This window comes from Arthrobacter sp. UNC362MFTsu5.1, from assembly GCF_000685965.1.
In the GTDB taxonomy this organism is placed as follows: Bacteria; Actinomycetota; Actinomycetes; order Actinomycetales; family Micrococcaceae; genus Arthrobacter.
Genome location: NZ_JMLE01000001.1, coordinates 134,142 through 149,095 on the forward strand (window position 1 = coordinate 134,142; position 14,954 = coordinate 149,095).

General features: G+C 66.8%; 15 protein-coding genes and 1 riboswitch. Of the genes, 5 read left to right on the forward strand and 10 right to left on the reverse strand.

Annotated features, from left to right (window positions below):
* Nucleotides 1-31: 31 nt before the first annotated feature.
* Entirely contained in the window at nucleotides 32-550 is a 519-nt protein-coding gene (locus BS38_RS0100680) for a DNA alkylation repair protein (protein WP_028269047.1), read from the forward strand.
* On the opposite strand, the gene BS38_RS0100685 is transcribed toward BS38_RS0100680, so the two are convergent.
* Nucleotides 517-771 carry a hypothetical protein gene (locus BS38_RS0100685; RefSeq protein ID WP_156037032.1) on the reverse strand — a complete coding sequence of 85 codons (255 nt, stop codon included), beginning with the start codon at nucleotides 769-771 and terminating at the stop codon, nucleotides 517-519. The two genes, BS38_RS0100680 and BS38_RS0100685, sit on opposite strands and share 34 nt — an antisense overlap.
* A gap of 25 nt (nucleotides 772-796) precedes the next feature.
* A complete protein-coding gene (locus BS38_RS26380) occupies nucleotides 797-2,323 on the reverse strand; it encodes a polysaccharide deacetylase family protein (protein WP_051628656.1) in 1,527 nt (508 codons plus the stop codon).
* A gap of 265 nt (nucleotides 2,324-2,588) precedes the next feature.
* Nucleotides 2,589-2,781, forward strand: a riboswitch (cyclic di-AMP (ydaO/yuaA leader).
* Between the two features lie 3 nt (nucleotides 2,782-2,784).
* Between BS38_RS26380 and BS38_RS0100695 the strand changes: the two genes are divergently transcribed.
* A complete protein-coding gene (locus BS38_RS0100695) occupies nucleotides 2,785-3,543 on the forward strand; it encodes an NlpC/P60 family protein (protein WP_028269048.1) in 759 nt (252 codons plus the stop codon).
* A 172-nt stretch (nucleotides 3,544-3,715) separates the two neighbouring features.
* Here the strand turns inward: BS38_RS0100695 and BS38_RS0100700 are convergent, their stop codons facing one another.
* Nucleotides 3,716-4,321: a hypothetical protein gene (locus tag BS38_RS0100700; RefSeq protein WP_028269049.1), complete on the reverse strand. Its 606-nt coding sequence runs from the start codon at nucleotides 4,319-4,321 to the stop codon at nucleotides 3,716-3,718.
* Nucleotides 4,322-4,455: 134 nt separating this feature from the next.
* Between BS38_RS0100700 and BS38_RS0100705 the strand changes: the two genes are divergently transcribed.
* Nucleotides 4,456-4,650: a DUF1918 domain-containing protein gene (locus BS38_RS0100705; protein WP_043437319.1), complete on the forward strand. Its 195-nt coding sequence runs from the start codon at nucleotides 4,456-4,458 to the stop codon at nucleotides 4,648-4,650.
* A gap of 106 nt (nucleotides 4,651-4,756) precedes the next feature.
* Here BS38_RS0100705 and BS38_RS0100710 read toward each other — a convergent pair whose 3' ends face one another.
* Nucleotides 4,757-5,134, reverse strand: a complete 378-nt coding sequence (locus tag BS38_RS0100710) for a cupin domain-containing protein (protein ID WP_028269051.1) — start codon at nucleotides 5,132-5,134, stop codon at nucleotides 4,757-4,759.
* Between the two features lie 202 nt (nucleotides 5,135-5,336).
* Nucleotides 5,337-6,782 carry a DUF5129 domain-containing protein gene (locus tag BS38_RS0100715; protein ID WP_028269052.1) on the reverse strand — a complete coding sequence of 482 codons (1,446 nt, stop codon included), beginning with the start codon at nucleotides 6,780-6,782 and terminating at the stop codon, nucleotides 5,337-5,339.
* A gap of 113 nt (nucleotides 6,783-6,895) precedes the next feature.
* Between BS38_RS0100715 and BS38_RS0100720 the strand changes: the two genes are divergently transcribed.
* Together BS38_RS0100720 and BS38_RS0100725 are read left to right on the forward strand one after the other, a co-directional pair.
* Nucleotides 6,896-7,360 (forward strand): hypothetical protein, encoded by a 465-nt coding sequence (locus tag BS38_RS0100720; RefSeq protein WP_043437321.1) that lies wholly within the window; start codon nucleotides 6,896-6,898, stop codon nucleotides 7,358-7,360.
* On the forward strand, nucleotides 7,297-9,069 hold the full coding sequence (locus BS38_RS0100725) for a DUF5671 domain-containing protein (protein ID WP_331280035.1): 1,773 nt from the start codon (nucleotides 7,297-7,299) through the stop codon (nucleotides 9,067-9,069). The genes BS38_RS0100720 and BS38_RS0100725 overlap by 64 nt, the downstream gene beginning before the upstream one ends.
* A gap of 41 nt (nucleotides 9,070-9,110) precedes the next feature.
* On the opposite strand, the gene BS38_RS0100730 is transcribed toward BS38_RS0100725, so the two are convergent.
* The 5 genes from BS38_RS0100730 to BS38_RS0100750 form a co-directional block, all read right to left on the reverse strand.
* Entirely contained in the window at nucleotides 9,111-10,802 is a 1,692-nt protein-coding gene (locus tag BS38_RS0100730) for a SulP family inorganic anion transporter (protein ID WP_028269055.1), read from the reverse strand.
* A 32-nt stretch (nucleotides 10,803-10,834) separates the two neighbouring features.
* Entirely contained in the window at nucleotides 10,835-11,533 is a 699-nt protein-coding gene (locus BS38_RS0100735; protein WP_028269056.1) for an endonuclease/exonuclease/phosphatase family protein, read from the reverse strand.
* A 192-nt stretch (nucleotides 11,534-11,725) separates the two neighbouring features.
* A complete protein-coding gene (locus BS38_RS0100740) occupies nucleotides 11,726-13,306 on the reverse strand; it encodes a carbohydrate-binding domain-containing protein (protein ID WP_028269057.1) in 1,581 nt (526 codons plus the stop codon).
* A gap of 74 nt (nucleotides 13,307-13,380) precedes the next feature.
* Nucleotides 13,381-14,169, reverse strand: a complete 789-nt coding sequence (locus BS38_RS0100745) for a polyphosphate polymerase domain-containing protein (RefSeq protein WP_043437323.1) — start codon at nucleotides 14,167-14,169, stop codon at nucleotides 13,381-13,383.
* On the reverse strand, nucleotides 14,166-14,900 hold the full coding sequence (locus BS38_RS0100750; protein ID WP_028269059.1) for a DUF4956 domain-containing protein: 735 nt from the start codon (nucleotides 14,898-14,900) through the stop codon (nucleotides 14,166-14,168). The genes BS38_RS0100745 and BS38_RS0100750 overlap by 4 nt, the downstream gene beginning before the upstream one ends.
* Nucleotides 14,901-14,954: the final 54 nt, after the last annotated feature.

Here is a 14,954-nt window from a genome sequence, read left to right on the forward strand (position 1 = left end):
CTTCCACCGGCGGGAACGGCAGAATGGTGGGGTGACTGATGCCTGTGACTTCGTGGATGCCGCGCTGCAGCGCGAGAGCTCCTGGCTTCGGGCAGAAGAAGCACAGGCCCGGTTCGGCGACGGTCTTCAGTACTACGGCGCCTCGGTGGGTGCCGTGCGGGGGACCGTCCGCGACATGCTGCGCCGCCACCGCGACCTGGCGCACGATGACATTACCGCGCTCAGCACTGAACTGTGGTCGGTGCCCGTCTTCGAACGCCGGCTGGCGGCGGTTGTCCTGCTGCAGTCCCGGGTTGCCCTCCTGGACAACTCCGACCTGACCCGAATCGAGGGCTTTGTGCGGGAGGCGCAACTGGGCGAGCTGGCGGACCCCCTCGCACACGACGTCGTCCGTCCCTTGATCGCAGGGCTGGAAGGGCAGGCGAGGGCGAGGGCGGATGTTGTGCTGGACCGCTGGGCGGGGGATCCGGATCCGTGGCTGAGGCGGGCGGCCGTGCTGTCGCGGGCGGATGCCCCTCAGCCGCCGGCCCGGCGCTCCACCACCGCGTAGGCCCTGCCTTCCAGGAACTCCCAGTCGGTGACCACCATGAACCCGAGGGCGCTCACGCGGTCGTTGAGGACCAGGACGTCGAAGCCGCCGTCCCGCGGCTCCGCGTCCCACGTCGCCACATGGAGTTCCTTGCCCTCAAGGATCAGGAGCTCGGTATTGACGTCGAAGTCCTCCGGTGGCTGATCGCTCAGCTGGCAGATCGCCACGCAATAGTGTTTCACCTGGAATTCCGCTCCATGCCGTGTCCTACCTTGGGAAGGCGGTGTTGTAGCGGTACATAAAGGCTGCCATGGCATCCCTGCTCACGGGCTGGACGGGACGGAACGTCTTGGTGCCGTTACTTTCATCCCAGCCGGTGGAGATGTTCATTGACGCGAGCCAGGTGATCTCCTTGTAGAACTGCGTCTGCGGGACCAGGTCGCTGAACGGGGAACTGGCCGGTGCGTTGTAGGCGGGGCTGCTGGCAAAGCGATACATGAAGGCAGCCATGGCGTCCCGGTTCACCGTCTGTAGCGGCCGATACGACCTGGCGCCGTTGCCTTCATCCCAGCCGGTGGAAATGCCCCTCGACGATAGCCAGGAGATTTCCTTGTAGAACTGCGTTTGTGGCGTGACGTCGATGAACGGCGAGGTGCCGGGCGGTGTGAACGCCGGACTTCCGGCGAGACGGTACATAAAGGCGGCCATGGCATCGCGGTTGACGGCGAGCGCCGGACGGTAGGTGCTGGTTCCGTTCGCTTCAATCCAGCCGGTGGAAATCCCCTGCGAGGCGAGCCAGCTGATCTCCGTGAAGAACTGTGCGTTCGCCGGAACGTCCGTGAACGAGCCCGACGGCGACGGCGACGGCGACGGCGAGGGGGACGGAGACGGAGGCGGAGACGGTGAGGGCGATGGTGAGGGCGATGGTGACGACACCGGGGACTGGCCCAATGCCTGCGCGACGGTGCGGACCGACGTCGTACCGTTTGCTGTCCGCGCGGCCAGCCACGTGACGAATTCCTTGAACAGTGCAGGGCTGATCGACAGTGACGGGTCCGTTCCGTTGGCAATCTCGTGGAAGGTCAGCTGCAGCCAGCCGCCGGTCGTCTCGGCGTTGGTGACGGTGGCCTGCAGGTCCGCCAGGCTCCACGTCGCGGCCACCTGGTCGGGTGCTTTGGTGACCATGGGTTCCGGCGGCGGCAGCGTTTCTGCAACGGGGCAGCCGGCACAGCTTGCAGGAGAGCGGATGTCACCGAGGCCCCGGGAACTGGCGTACCCGCAGCCGCTGACTGCGGACTCGGCGGTCGCATTCACCGCAGCGAAGGGGTAGGCGAAGTTGCGGACGGTGAAGCCCCAGCCTTCGAGGGTCGACTTGCTGTTGCAGGCCTCCGCGCTTGCAGCCGCTGCGCTGAGCGTTGTCATGTCCGGATGGGTCACGCTGTGTCCGCCGATCTCATTGCCGTCGGCGGCCAGCGTCTGCAGGTTCGCCTGGGTGAGGAACCCGGACTGGCCCACAAAGGACGTGGTGATGAAGAAGGTTCCCACCAGGCCGTGGGCTTTCAGCTCCTGCGCGGCGGCCAGCTGGCTGGCGAGGCCGTCGTCGAACGTGAGGCTGACGATGGTTGGTCCCGCGGCTTTCGATGTGCCGGCGACGCCCGCTACCGTGCTGACGGCCAGCAGCAGCGCTCCGAGGATGGCGACCCAGCGCCGGTTGTTCCTATGCCCGGCGGTAGGCGCCGGGAGTTCCGCCACATGGCGTGGCTGGTTGTGGACAGGGCGATTTGACCAACGCATGATTCCTCCAGGCATGTGAGTCCCCCCGCAAGAACATGCACGTAGACTACGCCTCGCGGCGTCGATGGAAAACACTCGAATTTGACAAACCGCGGATCCAAGTATATGTGGAGTACCGCTACCTGCGGGGGGCCGCCTGCGCCGGGCCGCAGCGGTGCCGGGGGAGCGCCCGGCGGCCCCGTTACCTTGATGTGACATTCCGGCGGTGACCCACGTACGGTGGAACGGTGCCCGTTGTCTCAGATACCGGCACTCCCGGGCGGATTGCCTAACCCTGCCGCGGTCCGGGATCCGATCAAAACCATCCGGCAGGGACGGGGAAACCACTTTTGACCTGCATAGTTTGGGCAGGTCTTCGGGGTGAAGCCGCACGCCATCCGCACTGCGGACGGCCGCTGCGGCCGGGTGTCTCCCATCCGAATCCGACAGCTAACCTCGCAGGCATCGGGAGAGGTTAATTCATGCTTTCACGTAAACTGCCCGCTCATCATCGCTCAACCGCGCCCGCGGGGCGCTCCGGGGCCACTTCGGCCGGGGGTCGGAGCAGGGCGGGCCGGCAGGTTGCGGTCATAGCCGCTGCCTCGGGCCTGGTCCTGTCCAGCGGCATGGCTGCGCAGGCCGCTGAGGCCCCTGCGGAACGTGACTCAGCTCCGGCGTCCGCCCCTGACATCAATGCCCAGGTGGGTGCACCGCTCAGCGCTGATTCCCACGTCAGGATCAGCTATGAACGCCCGGACGTCAGCACCACGCCCGCCCCTGTGGAGGTGCCGGTCGAAGAGCCTGCCCCCGCAGTGGCGGCCGCCCCCGCCCCCGCGGCAGCTCCGGCGCCTGCTGCTCCCGCTGTTTCCGTGCAGGTCCAGGCAGCGGTGCCCGCTCCCGCCCCTGCGCCTGCTGCCGGCGGTGTCAATGCGGCCATGGTTTCTGCCGCCTACGCGCAGCTGGGCATCACCCAGGACTGCACCGCCATGGTGGAAAAGGCCCTTGGCTCAGCCGGTATTCCGGTGGGCGACCTCGGGCCCATGCAGTTCATGAACTACGGTTCCGTGGTGGGGGAGCCCCAGCCCGGTGACATGGTGGTGCAGTCCGGCCACGTCGGCATCTACATCGGCGACGGCCAGGTGATCAGCGGCGGAATGAACGGCGTAAACGCCACCGTCACGCACCCTCTCTCCTGGCTGACGGCCACCGGCGGCGTGACCTTCGTCCGCGCCGGAGCCTAGCCTCCCCGCCGCTTCATCAAGCGGGCGCACCAGCGGGGGCGTAACCCGCCCACAGTGCGGGCGCAACGGCCGGCGATCAGCTGCCTTGGGGGCAGCAGGTCGCCGGCCTTCCGCGTATTCACACTCCGGCCGGGCTCGCGGTTTCCTCAGTTTCCTCAGTTCCTCAGTTTCCTCAGGGCGGCGAGACGGCGAGCCGGGCCGAGCTCTCGCCTTCCGCAAATTTAATGCGCAGCAGCGCCTCGCGGATGTCCGCCGGAACGGTGAATCGGACGTCACCCGACTTGCTCGAATCGCCCGCCACCAGCTCGTTCAGGCCGGGATCGGGGGAGTAACTGACGCCGCCTACGTTCAGCCTGAACGTTGAGTCCCAGAAGTTGAGGTCATACCGGCCGTGGTTGGTGCACCTGAGCGTGAGGGTCAGTGCGATTTTGCCGGACACATCGGGGCGCGCACTCGCGCTGAGAATTTCATATTCGACGTCGGCGGCCCGGTACGTGCGCTCGGTCGGCAGGGTTACCTTCCATTCCGCGCCGTTTCCGGTGCCGGACCCGGACCCGGACGATGACGCACCAGCCCCTGGCTGTACGGTGCCGGCAGAAGCGCCCGGGGAAGCCGTACCGGAGGCGCTCGCCGTCGAAGCCGCCGGCTGGCCGGCGTCGAACACCCCCAGTTGTCCCAGCCCGAGCAGCAGCCCCGTCACAGCGGTGATCACAGCTGCTGCGGCGGTCAGCAAGCCGGGCAGCGTAGCCCACCAGTTGGTGGGTTTCTCCTCCGCCATTGCAGGTCCCCCTCGGTCCCGTGACATGGTCAGTTCAGTCGTTTCCCCGGCCGTGCACCCTCGAACTTCCAGTGCGCAACGGCCCTGTTATCCCCGCCCCGAGGCTCGTACTCTGGTTCTTGGAGGTGATTGCCATGAAGGCAACGCAGGGAGACCGGATCACGATCCGGGGCAAGACGGTCGGATCGTCGGAGCGGCACGGCCAGATCGTTGAGGTTCACGGTGCGGATGGAGCGCCGCCGTACGTGGTGCGGTTCGACGACGGCCATCAGACCACTGTCATCCCCGGCGGGGACTTCGTGATTGACAAGATCCACCCGCAGCAGTGAACCCGCACTAGCGCTGCGGTAGTTGCGCCGATGCGGTAGTTGCGCCGCAGCCAACCGGGCTGTTTAGCGCCCGGCTGCTCCGGCGCGGCCGACTACTCGCGGCCGGTTACTCGGGTGACTTGGCGAAGACCGCGGCGCTGACGAACTCCACACCGGTAAAGGGTTCGTCCCCTTCGACCCACGCGTCATGCCCCGGCGGGATGCTGTAGGAGTCATGTGCGGCGATGTTGATCTGGTTGCCGTCAGCGGTCTGGACGGTGAGTTTGCCGGAAACGCAAAAACCAACATGGCTCAGCTGGCATGATTCGGTCTTAACAACGGGTTTGATGCACTCGGACCAGCGCCAGCCGGGTTCAAATTTGAACCTTCCGATGGTGTAGGCGTCGACGGAGACAAGATCCACTTCCGTCTTGTCGGGGCGGCGCTGTTCGTCCGGAGAATTGTGCGACTTCACTGCGAGTTGAGCGACAACATTCGTGGTCATGGCTCTCTCCATCAATCAGAGTTGCGGATGGGGCTGTCCGGGCCACAACGGCGACCGGCCAGCGGAGTCGGTTTGCCGGGCCTGAACCCATGCGGCGAACCGATGTAGCGATCGTCTTACGATGCCCAGCTTCCTCCGATCCCGGATTCTTGTCGAGACCCCGAGACGGAACACCGGCGGCCCCCCGCCGACATTCCCGGGCCTAGAAACTGGACGAACTCCCGGACCCCGAGAAACTGCCGCCGCTTGCGCCATAGCCGGTGGTGCTGCCGCCGCCCCGGGCGGTGCTGACGCTGCCCACGCCGGTGCTGAATCCGGTATTGAAAGCCGGAACCGAGAAAAAGTAGTACGACGGATAGACGGTACCCAGGATGCTGGGCTCGTAAGCGCGGCCATGCTTGGCCCTGGTGCCGGCCTGGGCGTTGTCCATTCCCTCGCGCATCAGGTTGGCTTCCCGCTCGTTCTTCGCGAAGCCCGCGATGACTGTGTCCGCGTGGTCCTTCAGCAGTTCGGTCAGGTGGGTCCGGGCATCGCGCAGCCGGTCCAAGGCAGTTTCGGGGCTGATGCTGCCCTCGGCGAGTTCGGCCGACCAGCGCTCGATGTCACGGTGGCTCTGGTCGCGGAAAGACCGGAGCGCCGATGCCGTCGCCGAGTCGCCCCCGGCATGGCGCCTGCTGAGCATCTGTTCAATGCCGGCCAGGTCGCTGCGGAACGGCGCCAGCTGCCGGTCCCACGCCGGCGCCCACGCCGACCCCCGGTTCAGCAGGGCGTTGGTGTCCGCTATGACGTCATCGAGCGCATCCAGTTCCGCAGTCGCATCGGCATAATTCCGCACCAGCTTCAGGTTCGGCCGGCGTCCCAAGGCGCGCGGAGTCAGTGCGTGTGCCTGGTTGGACAGCTGGGTGGCCGCGTTGTACTTGGCAAGGAAAGTGCGGTGCTTCTCCAGGACGGTGCTGCCGTAGCGAGAGGACTCCGGGATGGTGCCGGCGTTCAGCTCGGTGACCTGCAAATCCATACTCACGTTGGCGTAGCTGGCGTCCCCGCGGGCGAGTTCCCGGCGGCTGTCCACCCTGGTCCGCCACCGCACGATCAGCCACGTAGCGGCGCCAAGAACGGCCGCCGCCACGGCCCCCCATGCCGTCACAAGGAACGCCGTGGACCGGTACCAGGGCTGGTTGATCAGTTCCGCTCCGCGCCTGATGCCGGCGATGGTTCCGTCGGTCCACTGGGCATCGCGGAGGAAATCCTTGGAAGCATTCTGGATGTCCTCCCGTTGTTCCAGGGAAACCTTGCGGTCCTCGCCCATGTAGGTACCCACATGCCGGCCTACAGGGTCCAAAGCGAAGATGAAGAGGCCGTCCGCCCATTTCTGGCCGTCCGGGCTGATCCATTCCGGATGTTCGGCGCGGGCGAAGCGAAGGACTTCCTCGTTGAGGTTGTCCGACGCCGCACCGCGGTAGGTGAAGACGGCAACCCGGGTAGGTTCGTAGAAATCGATGGCTTCCACCGCCGGGAGCAGCCGGCCGCGGTCCAGCACGCCGGCGCGGTCCTCCACCAGAACCTCCACCGGCGGCTCCGCCAGGGCGGCGCTTGGACCGCAGAGCAGGCCGAGCAGGACAAGCAGTACGGCAGCCAGGACCCTGCGCATGATTCCCTTTTCCCGTGGAGAAACATTTGTCTCCAGCCTTGTTGATGCCCATCACCGGTGATAGGGCCGAAAGTACCGTAGCTAGGGGGTGGGCAGTGCGCCATACTGACCACATGAACGCGGCGGCGGGAAGACCTCACAGGATCCTCGTGGTGATCCTGGCAATAATTGGTGTCCTGGCCGTGGCTGCGCTCGCCGTGGTCTTCTCGCGGGGTGAACCGGCCCTGCTGGACGAGTCCACGCCGCAGGGCGTGGTGCAGCGCTACTCGGCGGCTGTCATCGACGGCGATGAGGCGGCGGCCAGAGCCTACCTTACGGAAACTGCCCGGACCCAGTGCGTCGACTTTGAGCGGTCGTCCACGGAAAACCTGCGCGTCACACTGGTGTCCACCACGGAACGGGCGACGTCCGCGGACGTGAGGGTACTGATGGTGGTGTCCAACGGAAGCGGACCCTTCGGGAACTCCGAATACGAAACCGAGGACGTGTTCGATCTCGTCAAAACGGACGGCAAGTGGCTGATCGACTCCGCTCCCTGGCAGCTGCGGGTCTGCACGAACCGTGGAGTGAAGCCGTGACCGCTGCCCAGACGGTGCCTGCGCCCGCAGCCGGATCCGCCCAGCCGACGGTCCGGCGCCTCATCGTTTACACGCTTCTTTTCGCCCTGGTTGTGGTGACCGCCGTCGGCCTGAGCGGCCTCTTGGGCAGGCTGCTGGGCGCAGGCACGGTGCTCGTCGCAGGTGACGTGGCAGGCCTGGCACGTTCGCTCGCGTTCACCCTGATCGGCGGCCCCATGGCGGCCGCGCTCTGGTGGTTCGTGTGGCGGCGGCTCGACGACGCCGTTGAGCGCTCGTCCGCAGGCTGGGGGCTGTACCTGACCGGCATGTACGCGGTCTCGCTCATCACGGCGGCCACGGGGGTACTCAGCGCCCTTGCAGCCGTTATCGGAGGGGAACGGCTGGGCTGGCAGCTGTCGCTGTCCAACGGACTGGTCTGGGCCGGAGTGCTGGCATGGCACCGCTGGATGTGGCGCCACCCGCGGAAGAGTCCCTCGCTGATTCCGGACGTTCCCACGGTTGTGGGGGCGGCTTTCGGGCTCATCATCGGTGTGGGCGGATCGGTCACGGCGCTCGCGAATCTCCTGGACACCGCAATCCAGGGCTTAACCGCGTCCGCGTCCCTCGGGGATCCGTGGTGGAAGCTGGTGCTTCAGGCGCTCGCCTGGGGTGTCGGCGGCGTCGCCATCTGGTGGTGGCACTGGATCCACGACGGCGGACGCCGGCTGACGACGGATTTCGCCGACGTCGCCCTGGTGGTTATCGGAATCCTCGGTGCCGTCCTCCTGACGGTGGGCGGCATCGGCACTGTCCTGTTTGTCCTGCTCCGGCTTGCCTTCGACCGCTCAGACCCCGTAAGTGAAATCCTGGAACCGCTCGGCGCCGCAATTGCTGCAGGCGCAGTGGGTTCCCTCGTCTGGGCGTACCACCGGACCGTCTCCGCCGGGCGGTCCGGCACCACGCTGCAGGCGGCCAAGCTTGTGACGTCGGGGGTGGGACTGGCGGCGGCCGCCACCGGAATCGGGATTGTGGTCAACTCCGCCCTCAGCATCGCGGCAACACCCTTGGCCGGCGACGGCATTCGTACCCTGCTGCTGGGCGGAATCAGCGCGCTGGCGGTTGGCGGGCCACTGTGGTGGCTCACCTGGAAACCCGGGGTTGCACCCGAGCCGACCGAACTTGGACGCCGCGGCCGGCGGGTGTACCTCATCGCCGTGTTCGGCCTGAGCGCGATCGTCGCCGTTATCACCCTCCTGGTGATCGGGTACCGGGTCTTCGAATTCCTGCTCGACGACGTCAGCGGCGGCAGCCTGGTGGACCGCACCCGTGCACCGCTCGGCCTGCTGGTGGCGACGGGACTCGCTGCCGGATACCACTTCGCGGTCTGGCGTCACGACCGTTCCCTCACTGCGGCTGCCACGCCCCGGAAGCGTACGGTCCGGAAACTGATCCTGGTGGCCGCGGGTGATCCGGAGCCATTGGCAAAGGTGGCAGCGGAGGTCACCGGTGCGAGCGTCACTGTCTGGAAAAGGGCCGACGCCGGATCCTCCGATGCGGTGGCGTCCGGTACTGCGCCTTCCGGCGCTGCGTCCTCCGACACAGCTGAGGAGGCTGCGGGCGGGTTGTCCGGGCAGCTCGCCCGGGCCTTGGAAGGTGTCGCGGCGGACCGTGTCCTGGTGATCACGGGCCCGGGGTCCCGGATCGAAGTGATCCCGCTGGGCTCGGACTGAGCCGGGCCTGAACGGGCCTGCGGGCTTGGATTGAGCCGGGCCTAGATTCCGAACGTCCGCTTGTAGGTCCGCACCGCGTTGTTGACCGTGGGGAAGAAGTGGTCCGGGCCGAACCTGCTGCTGACCCCGAACTTGAGCAGCCGGTCCTTGACGGGCCCCTTCAGCTCGGCGAAGACCAGGCTGATGCCCTGGCCCGCCAGTTCGTCGTCGAGTTCCACGAGGTCGTCCAAGGCGGTGGTGTCCAGGTCCGTGATGGCCTCCGACGCCACGATGACCCATTTGACCGGTCCAGGGGCGTTCGCCACAAGGTTGCGGATGTGCTCCGCAAATACTGCTCCGTTGGCGAAGAAGAGCGGGGCGTCAAAGCGGGCGATGACCAGGCCCGGAACGCGCTGGCCCTCCGGGTGCCGGCTGAGGTCGTGGTAGCCCGGGACGTCCTCCAGGCTGGCCAGTTCGGTGCGGTACGGATCCCACGCCCGCCTAACGAACGCGATGAGTGACAGCGCAATGGCGATAACGATGCCCTGCAGTACGCCGACGAACGCGACCCCGAGGAACGTGGCGATAAGGAGGGCCGTTTCCATCCGGCTCATGCGGACCAGCCGGAGCATGGTCTTGACATCCACCAGCGAGGCCGCTGCAACGATGACGACGGCGGCCAGCGTGGTGGTGGGGAGGAATGCTGTGATCCCGGGCGCCGCCACCATGAAGATGACGACAATAACCGCGGCCACGATGCCGCTGAAAGGCGTGCGGGCGCCGGCGTCGAGCGCGATCGGCGTCCGGGAAGAGCTGCCGCAGACCGGAAAGCCGCCGAGCATTCCGCTGGCCACGTTGGCGATTCCCAGCGCCCCCATTTCCTGGTTGCCGCTCGTGTGGATGCCGCGTCGGCCCGCGAGGCTTTTGGACAAGGTGGACGTATCGGCAAAGGCGATCAGGGCGATGCCGGCCGCCGGTCCGATTAGCCCGACAACATCGTTCATGGTGATGCCGGATAGCGCCGGTGCCGGCAGCCCGGGCGGAAGGGCTCCGACCATGGGCATGGCGTCCTTGAGGTCCAGGGCGGCGGCCGTTCCAATGGAGGCTGCCACAGCCAGTAGTACGCCGGGAATCTTCCCGGGAAGGAAGCGGCCGGCGACGATGATGGCCACAGTGGCAACCCCGAACAGCAGGGCCACGGGATTGGCGGCTCCTTGCAGGACGGCTTCGACGGTCTCAGTTACCTTCGCGGGCAGGGAGTCTCCGGAGACCGTGATCCCGAGCAGCCTGGGCAGTTGGCTGACCATAATGGCGAGGGCTATGCCGTTGAGGTAGCCCACCCGGATCGGCTTGGACAGCAGCCCGGTGACGAAGCCCAGCCTGAAGATCCGGCCGGCGATCAGGAAGATTCCGATCAGGATGGCCAGGACACCTGCGAGCGCCACGGCATGGGCCGGATCCCTTCCGGCCAGCGGAAGCAGGGCGGCGGCGATCATGGGTGCCAGCGATGAATCAGGTCCCACGATGATCACCCGGGCGGGACCGAAAACCGCGTAAAACAGCATTGGCACCACCGACGCGTACAGTCCTGTGACCGCGGGCAGCCCGGCCGCTTCGGCATAGGCCATGCCGGCGGGTATCAGCGCCGCGCTAAGGGCTGCTCCCGCGGCAAGATCGGACCGAAGCCAGGACAGCTGGTACGTGCGGGCCAGCTGGATGCCCGGAACGGCTTTCAGGATCCAACCGCGCTGCATTGGGGCCTCCCGGGCTGGTGGTCGGCGTCAGGCTACGGAGTGCCCTGGATGGGGCCGTAGTCCTGGCCGTACTCGGCGGAGACCAGGATGGGCAGGTGGTCCGAGGCGCCGCGCGGCAGCGTTTCCACGCTGTCGATGTCCAGGCCGAGGGAGGTGGCAAAGTCGAAATGCCCCTTGAAGACCTTGTACCTCGTGTAAGTCCGCCGGTCGCTGAGGGAAAGCTCGTACCCGGAGTTCTTCATGTGTTCGTTGAGGTTCTTGGTGAAGAACGGGTAGTTGAAGTCACCCACCATAAGCGTCATCAGCCCGCTGCCCATCCCGAGGAGTTCAGCGTGGGCCGCCTTGATCTGCTTGCGGCGCAGCGAATTGGAGGCCGTCAGGGGCGCCGCGTGGAAGGAAGCGATCACCAGCTCATGGTCTGTTTCGTTGTCCACCACGCGGGTGCCGATCAGGCGCTCATGGGCCGGGGCCAGGACACGGTCATGCAGTGATTTCTTCAACGCGAAAGTGTTGGTTTCAAAAGCTGTGAAGCGGTCCATCCGGTAGTAGATGGCGAGCCCCAGCCTGTTGCCCTTGGTTGAGTCGGCCAGGTGAAGCGGCCCCAGTGTGTCCGGTAAGTCCGTGGTGTCGCACTCCTGCAGGCACAAGGCATCTATCCCGAAGTCGCTGGCCAGATCCTGCAGTTCACCGACCGCCGCGTGCTTGCGTAGGTTGTAGCTGATGACTCGTATCAGGGGAATACCTCTTCCGAGCGTAGTAAGGAGAACCGACTCCTGAGTCTAGTCCGATACAGGGTACCCAGCACAGAAGGACGCCACGGAAGGGTCCCGTGAAAGCAGCCAGGCATCACGGCAGGGGACGCGGCCGTGCCGTCGTCCCCTGCTTGTGGGTCCCCTGCCTGGGCCCGCTGCCTGCGGCGTGTCTTAGCGGCCGCCGGGACCGCGTGCGGCGGTGTATTCGCCGGCGGTGACAGTGCCTTGCTCCTGGGCACCGTCAAGCGTTCCTTCCCCGAGGCCGGCAGTGACCTTGGCGGTCCCGCCGGTGTACACGGTGTATTCCTCGCCGGCCGTGATGGCTGCGGAGGAGTAGACCAGCGAAGCCGCCTGCTTCGACGTCACGAAGGTCGCCACCACTGCGCCGCCGGAGTCTGCCAGCTGGATGGTGGTGCCGGCCGGGAGGGCTGAACCGAAGGTCAGCTGGACGCCGGACTGCGCTGAAGCCGTCCCCGGAGTAACAGCCATGCCGGAGCTTCCCGCGGCCGCCACCGTGCCGCCATTGACCACGAGTTCGCCGTTGACGTCCAGCGCGCCGTTGCCGTCGTTGGTGGGGCCGTTGACCACAACCGTGCCGCCGGTGATGGTGGCGCTGCCGTTGGAATCCAGGCCGTCACCCTGTGAATTGATGGTGAGCGATCCGCCGCTGATTTCCACTGTGTAGTCTCCCGCGGCCATCTCACCGCCGCCGCCCATGCCGCCGCCCATTCCTCCCTGCGAGGTGGTGCCCGTGCTGCCCCCGGAAGCGTTGACGCCGTCGTCGTTGGACGTGACGCTGGCGGTACCGCCGGAGATGACGATGTGCTGGGCTTCCAGGCCTTCTTCGGATTCTTTCACCGTGGCGGAGCCGGCTGCGACGGTGAGCGTGTTGAAGGCCTTGATGCCGTCGTCGCCGGCGCTGACTGTGAGGGTTCCGCCGTTGATGAGCACCCAGCCGCGGCCTTCGTCTTCCTCGTTGTCCGACTTGAAGCCGTCGTCGCCCGCCGTGACCTGGTAGGCGCCGTCGAGGAGGACTGCGTAGTCCTTGCCCACGATCCCGTCGTCCTTGGCGTCCACGGCCACATTGCCTGCGGCCAGCACCAGTCCGTCCTTGGCCGAAATGCCGTCGTTGTAGTTGCCGTCCACGGTCAGCGATCCGGTGCCGGCGATGGTGAGGTCGGCCATGGAGTAGAGCGCGGCGTTGGGTGCGTCGTCGCCCTGGTCCGTGTAGCTGGCGGCGTCGGCCAGGGTATTGGAGGTTCCCTCTGCCAGGAAGACGATTGCTTCGTTGGCGCTCTGCACCACCAACGGGGATCCGGTGGAGCTGGTCACGTCCGCACCGTCCAGGATGATGCGCACTACGTCCTCTTCACCGGCGGCAACCACCACCTTGCCGTCCGTCAGGGAACCGCTCAGGCGGTAGGTCCCGGCAGCGCTGATGGTGACGGTATCGCCGTCGACCTTTACGGCGCCCGAGGAATCTGATGTAACAGTGCTGGCGCCGTCCGCCAGGGTCACGGCTACTTCGGACGCGGCGTCCCAGGTGAGGTCGTCGGCGTCGTAGTGGGTGTCCGCCGAGAGGGTGTCCAGGGAGACGGCCTCGGCCGTTCCGGACGACCCCGACGCTGCTGAGGTGGACGTGCCGCCGGTGATCGAGGTTCCGGTGGAGGCGGTGCCGGCCGCGGAGCAGCCGGCCAGGCCCACGGCAAGGGCCAGGGCAGTGACGGAGAGGTAGGTGCGGAGGCTTTTCATGGTGTGTGTTCCTTCGGTGAAGTATGTGGGTGAAGCGGAGGGAGATGGGTGGGGGAGCCTGCCAGGGAGAGGGTTCAGGCGGCGGGGCGGAGGGCCAGCGTCCGGCGGAGCGTGCGGTTCCAGCGGTTGGCCGGCAGCTCCGGGCAGAGGGCCGCCATTCCGGTGGCGAATTTGGAGATCCTTGAGGGCCGGATGCCCTGGGCCCAGAGGTGCCGGTCCAGCGGGCCAGCCGTCGATCCGGACTTGGTCTCCAGGATGACTGCGCCGTCCAGGACCCAGGCCTGCCCGCCGGGCCGCTGCCAGGTGACATCCGTGTCGATGGTTGCCCGGCTGCCGGATTCGGGCAGGTACAGGGTGATGCGGTGGTAGCGCGTTTCCAGCACCGGTCCCAGGGAACTGTCCGGAACGCAGCCCACTGCGGCGGCGAGGGTTTCCCGGACGTAGTCCAGGCCCTCCTCCGTCAGCCGGGCGCGGTCGGTGGGTTCGTAGGGGATGCGTTCCTTGACGGTGGCCTCGCGGGCGCCTTCGGTTTTGACTTCCAGGAAGCTGACGGCGCTGTCCACATAGGTCCTGGTGCGGACCTTGTACCGGCGTCGGCGGCCGTGGGCGGCCAGGAGATAGCTGTCCAGCCCGGCCGAGTCGAAATACACGGAGTCGTACGCGAAGGAGCGGCAGCCGTCCATTTCCAGGACGCGGACATCGGCGTCGAACGTGGCCAGGAGTTCCTGAGCCTGTGACTCGGGGACCACGTACTTCCGGTCCACCCGTGTCTGCAGCGCGGCTTCCGCGTTCAGCTCGTCCAGCCCGACAGACGGCAGCAGGCGGAGGGAGTCCAGGACGCCGGCCTGCGCCGCGCCGCTCATGCCGCACCTGCCGAGGCATGGACGGGAGCGGAAGCCGGAGCGGACGCGGGGTCAACCGGGAGCCCGGCGGGCTCCGACGGCGCGGGGTCCGACGGCACGGGCTCCGACGGCGCGGGGTCCGCGGAGGGGTGCGCTGCCAGGTAGCCCGGCGCAACTTTCCCTGCAGGCGTGGCGGCGGGGAACGTTGCCGGGACGTAGGCGTAGCGCACGTCAACCACCGTCTTGTCGTTGACGAGGTCCAGTTCCTGCACGGTGGCTGAGTGGACTTTTCCGTGGACCACTTCTTCGAGCCGGGCGTAGAGGTCCTCGTCCACGGCGATGGCGCGGTCAAGGATCACTGTCTGGTGGCGGTACGCGGGCAGGACTCGGGAATGGTCTCCCACGAACATCACCAGCAGGATCATGGCCATCAGCGCCAGCGGCAGCCACACGGGGTCGATGCCGAGGCCGGCGATCAGGCCCAGGGCAAGGGCCGAGAAGTAGTAGGCCACCTCGTGCTGCGCCAGTTCGGTGGAGCGCAGCCGGATGATGGACAGGACTCCGAAGAGGCCGAGGCCCAGGCCCACGCCGGCGGCCGAGCCGGAGAGTGCGGCCGCCACGGCCATGACGCCGACATTCATGCCGAGGTAGGACACCACCAGGTCGCGGCGCCGGTGCCGGCGGAGGTACAGGGCGAAGGTCAGGATGCTGATGGCGGCCAGGTCGGCGGCGATGAGGATGAGGGGTGTCATGGGATTCTCCGGAATCTGATGGGTGGACTGGTTTTCACGATCCACGGCCAAACT

Excerpts from the sequence above, each read along its gene's own strand:
- BS38_RS0100700 (WP_028269049.1), bottom strand. The coding sequence starts at position 4,321 with ATGGCGGAGGAGAAACCCACCAACTGGTGGGCTACGCTGCCCGGCTTG.
- BS38_RS0100695 (WP_028269048.1), top strand. The coding sequence starts at position 2,785 with ATGCTTTCACGTAAACTGCCCGCTCATCATCGCTCAACCGCGCCCGCG.
- BS38_RS0100745 (WP_043437323.1), bottom strand. The coding sequence starts at position 14,169 with ATGAGCGGCGCGGCGCAGGCCGGCGTCCTGGACTCCCTCCGCCTGCTG.
- BS38_RS0100740 (WP_028269057.1), bottom strand. The coding sequence starts at position 13,306 with ATGAAAAGCCTCCGCACCTACCTCTCCGTCACTGCCCTGGCCCTTGCC.
- BS38_RS0100730 (WP_028269055.1), bottom strand. The coding sequence starts at position 10,802 with ATGCAGCGCGGTTGGATCCTGAAAGCCGTTCCGGGCATCCAGCTGGCC.
- BS38_RS0100715 (WP_028269052.1), bottom strand. The coding sequence starts at position 6,782 with ATGCGCAGGGTCCTGGCTGCCGTACTGCTTGTCCTGCTCGGCCTGCTC.
- BS38_RS0100750 (WP_028269059.1), bottom strand. The coding sequence starts at position 14,900 with ATGACACCCCTCATCCTCATCGCCGCCGACCTGGCCGCCATCAGCATC.
- BS38_RS0100710 (WP_028269051.1), bottom strand. The coding sequence starts at position 5,134 with ATGACCACGAATGTTGTCGCTCAACTCGCAGTGAAGTCGCACAATTCT.
- BS38_RS0100705 (WP_043437319.1), top strand. The coding sequence starts at position 4,456 with ATGAAGGCAACGCAGGGAGACCGGATCACGATCCGGGGCAAGACGGTC.
- BS38_RS26380 (WP_051628656.1), bottom strand. The coding sequence starts at position 2,323 with ATGCGTTGGTCAAATCGCCCTGTCCACAACCAGCCACGCCATGTGGCG.
- BS38_RS0100720 (WP_043437321.1), top strand. The coding sequence starts at position 6,896 with ATGAACGCGGCGGCGGGAAGACCTCACAGGATCCTCGTGGTGATCCTG.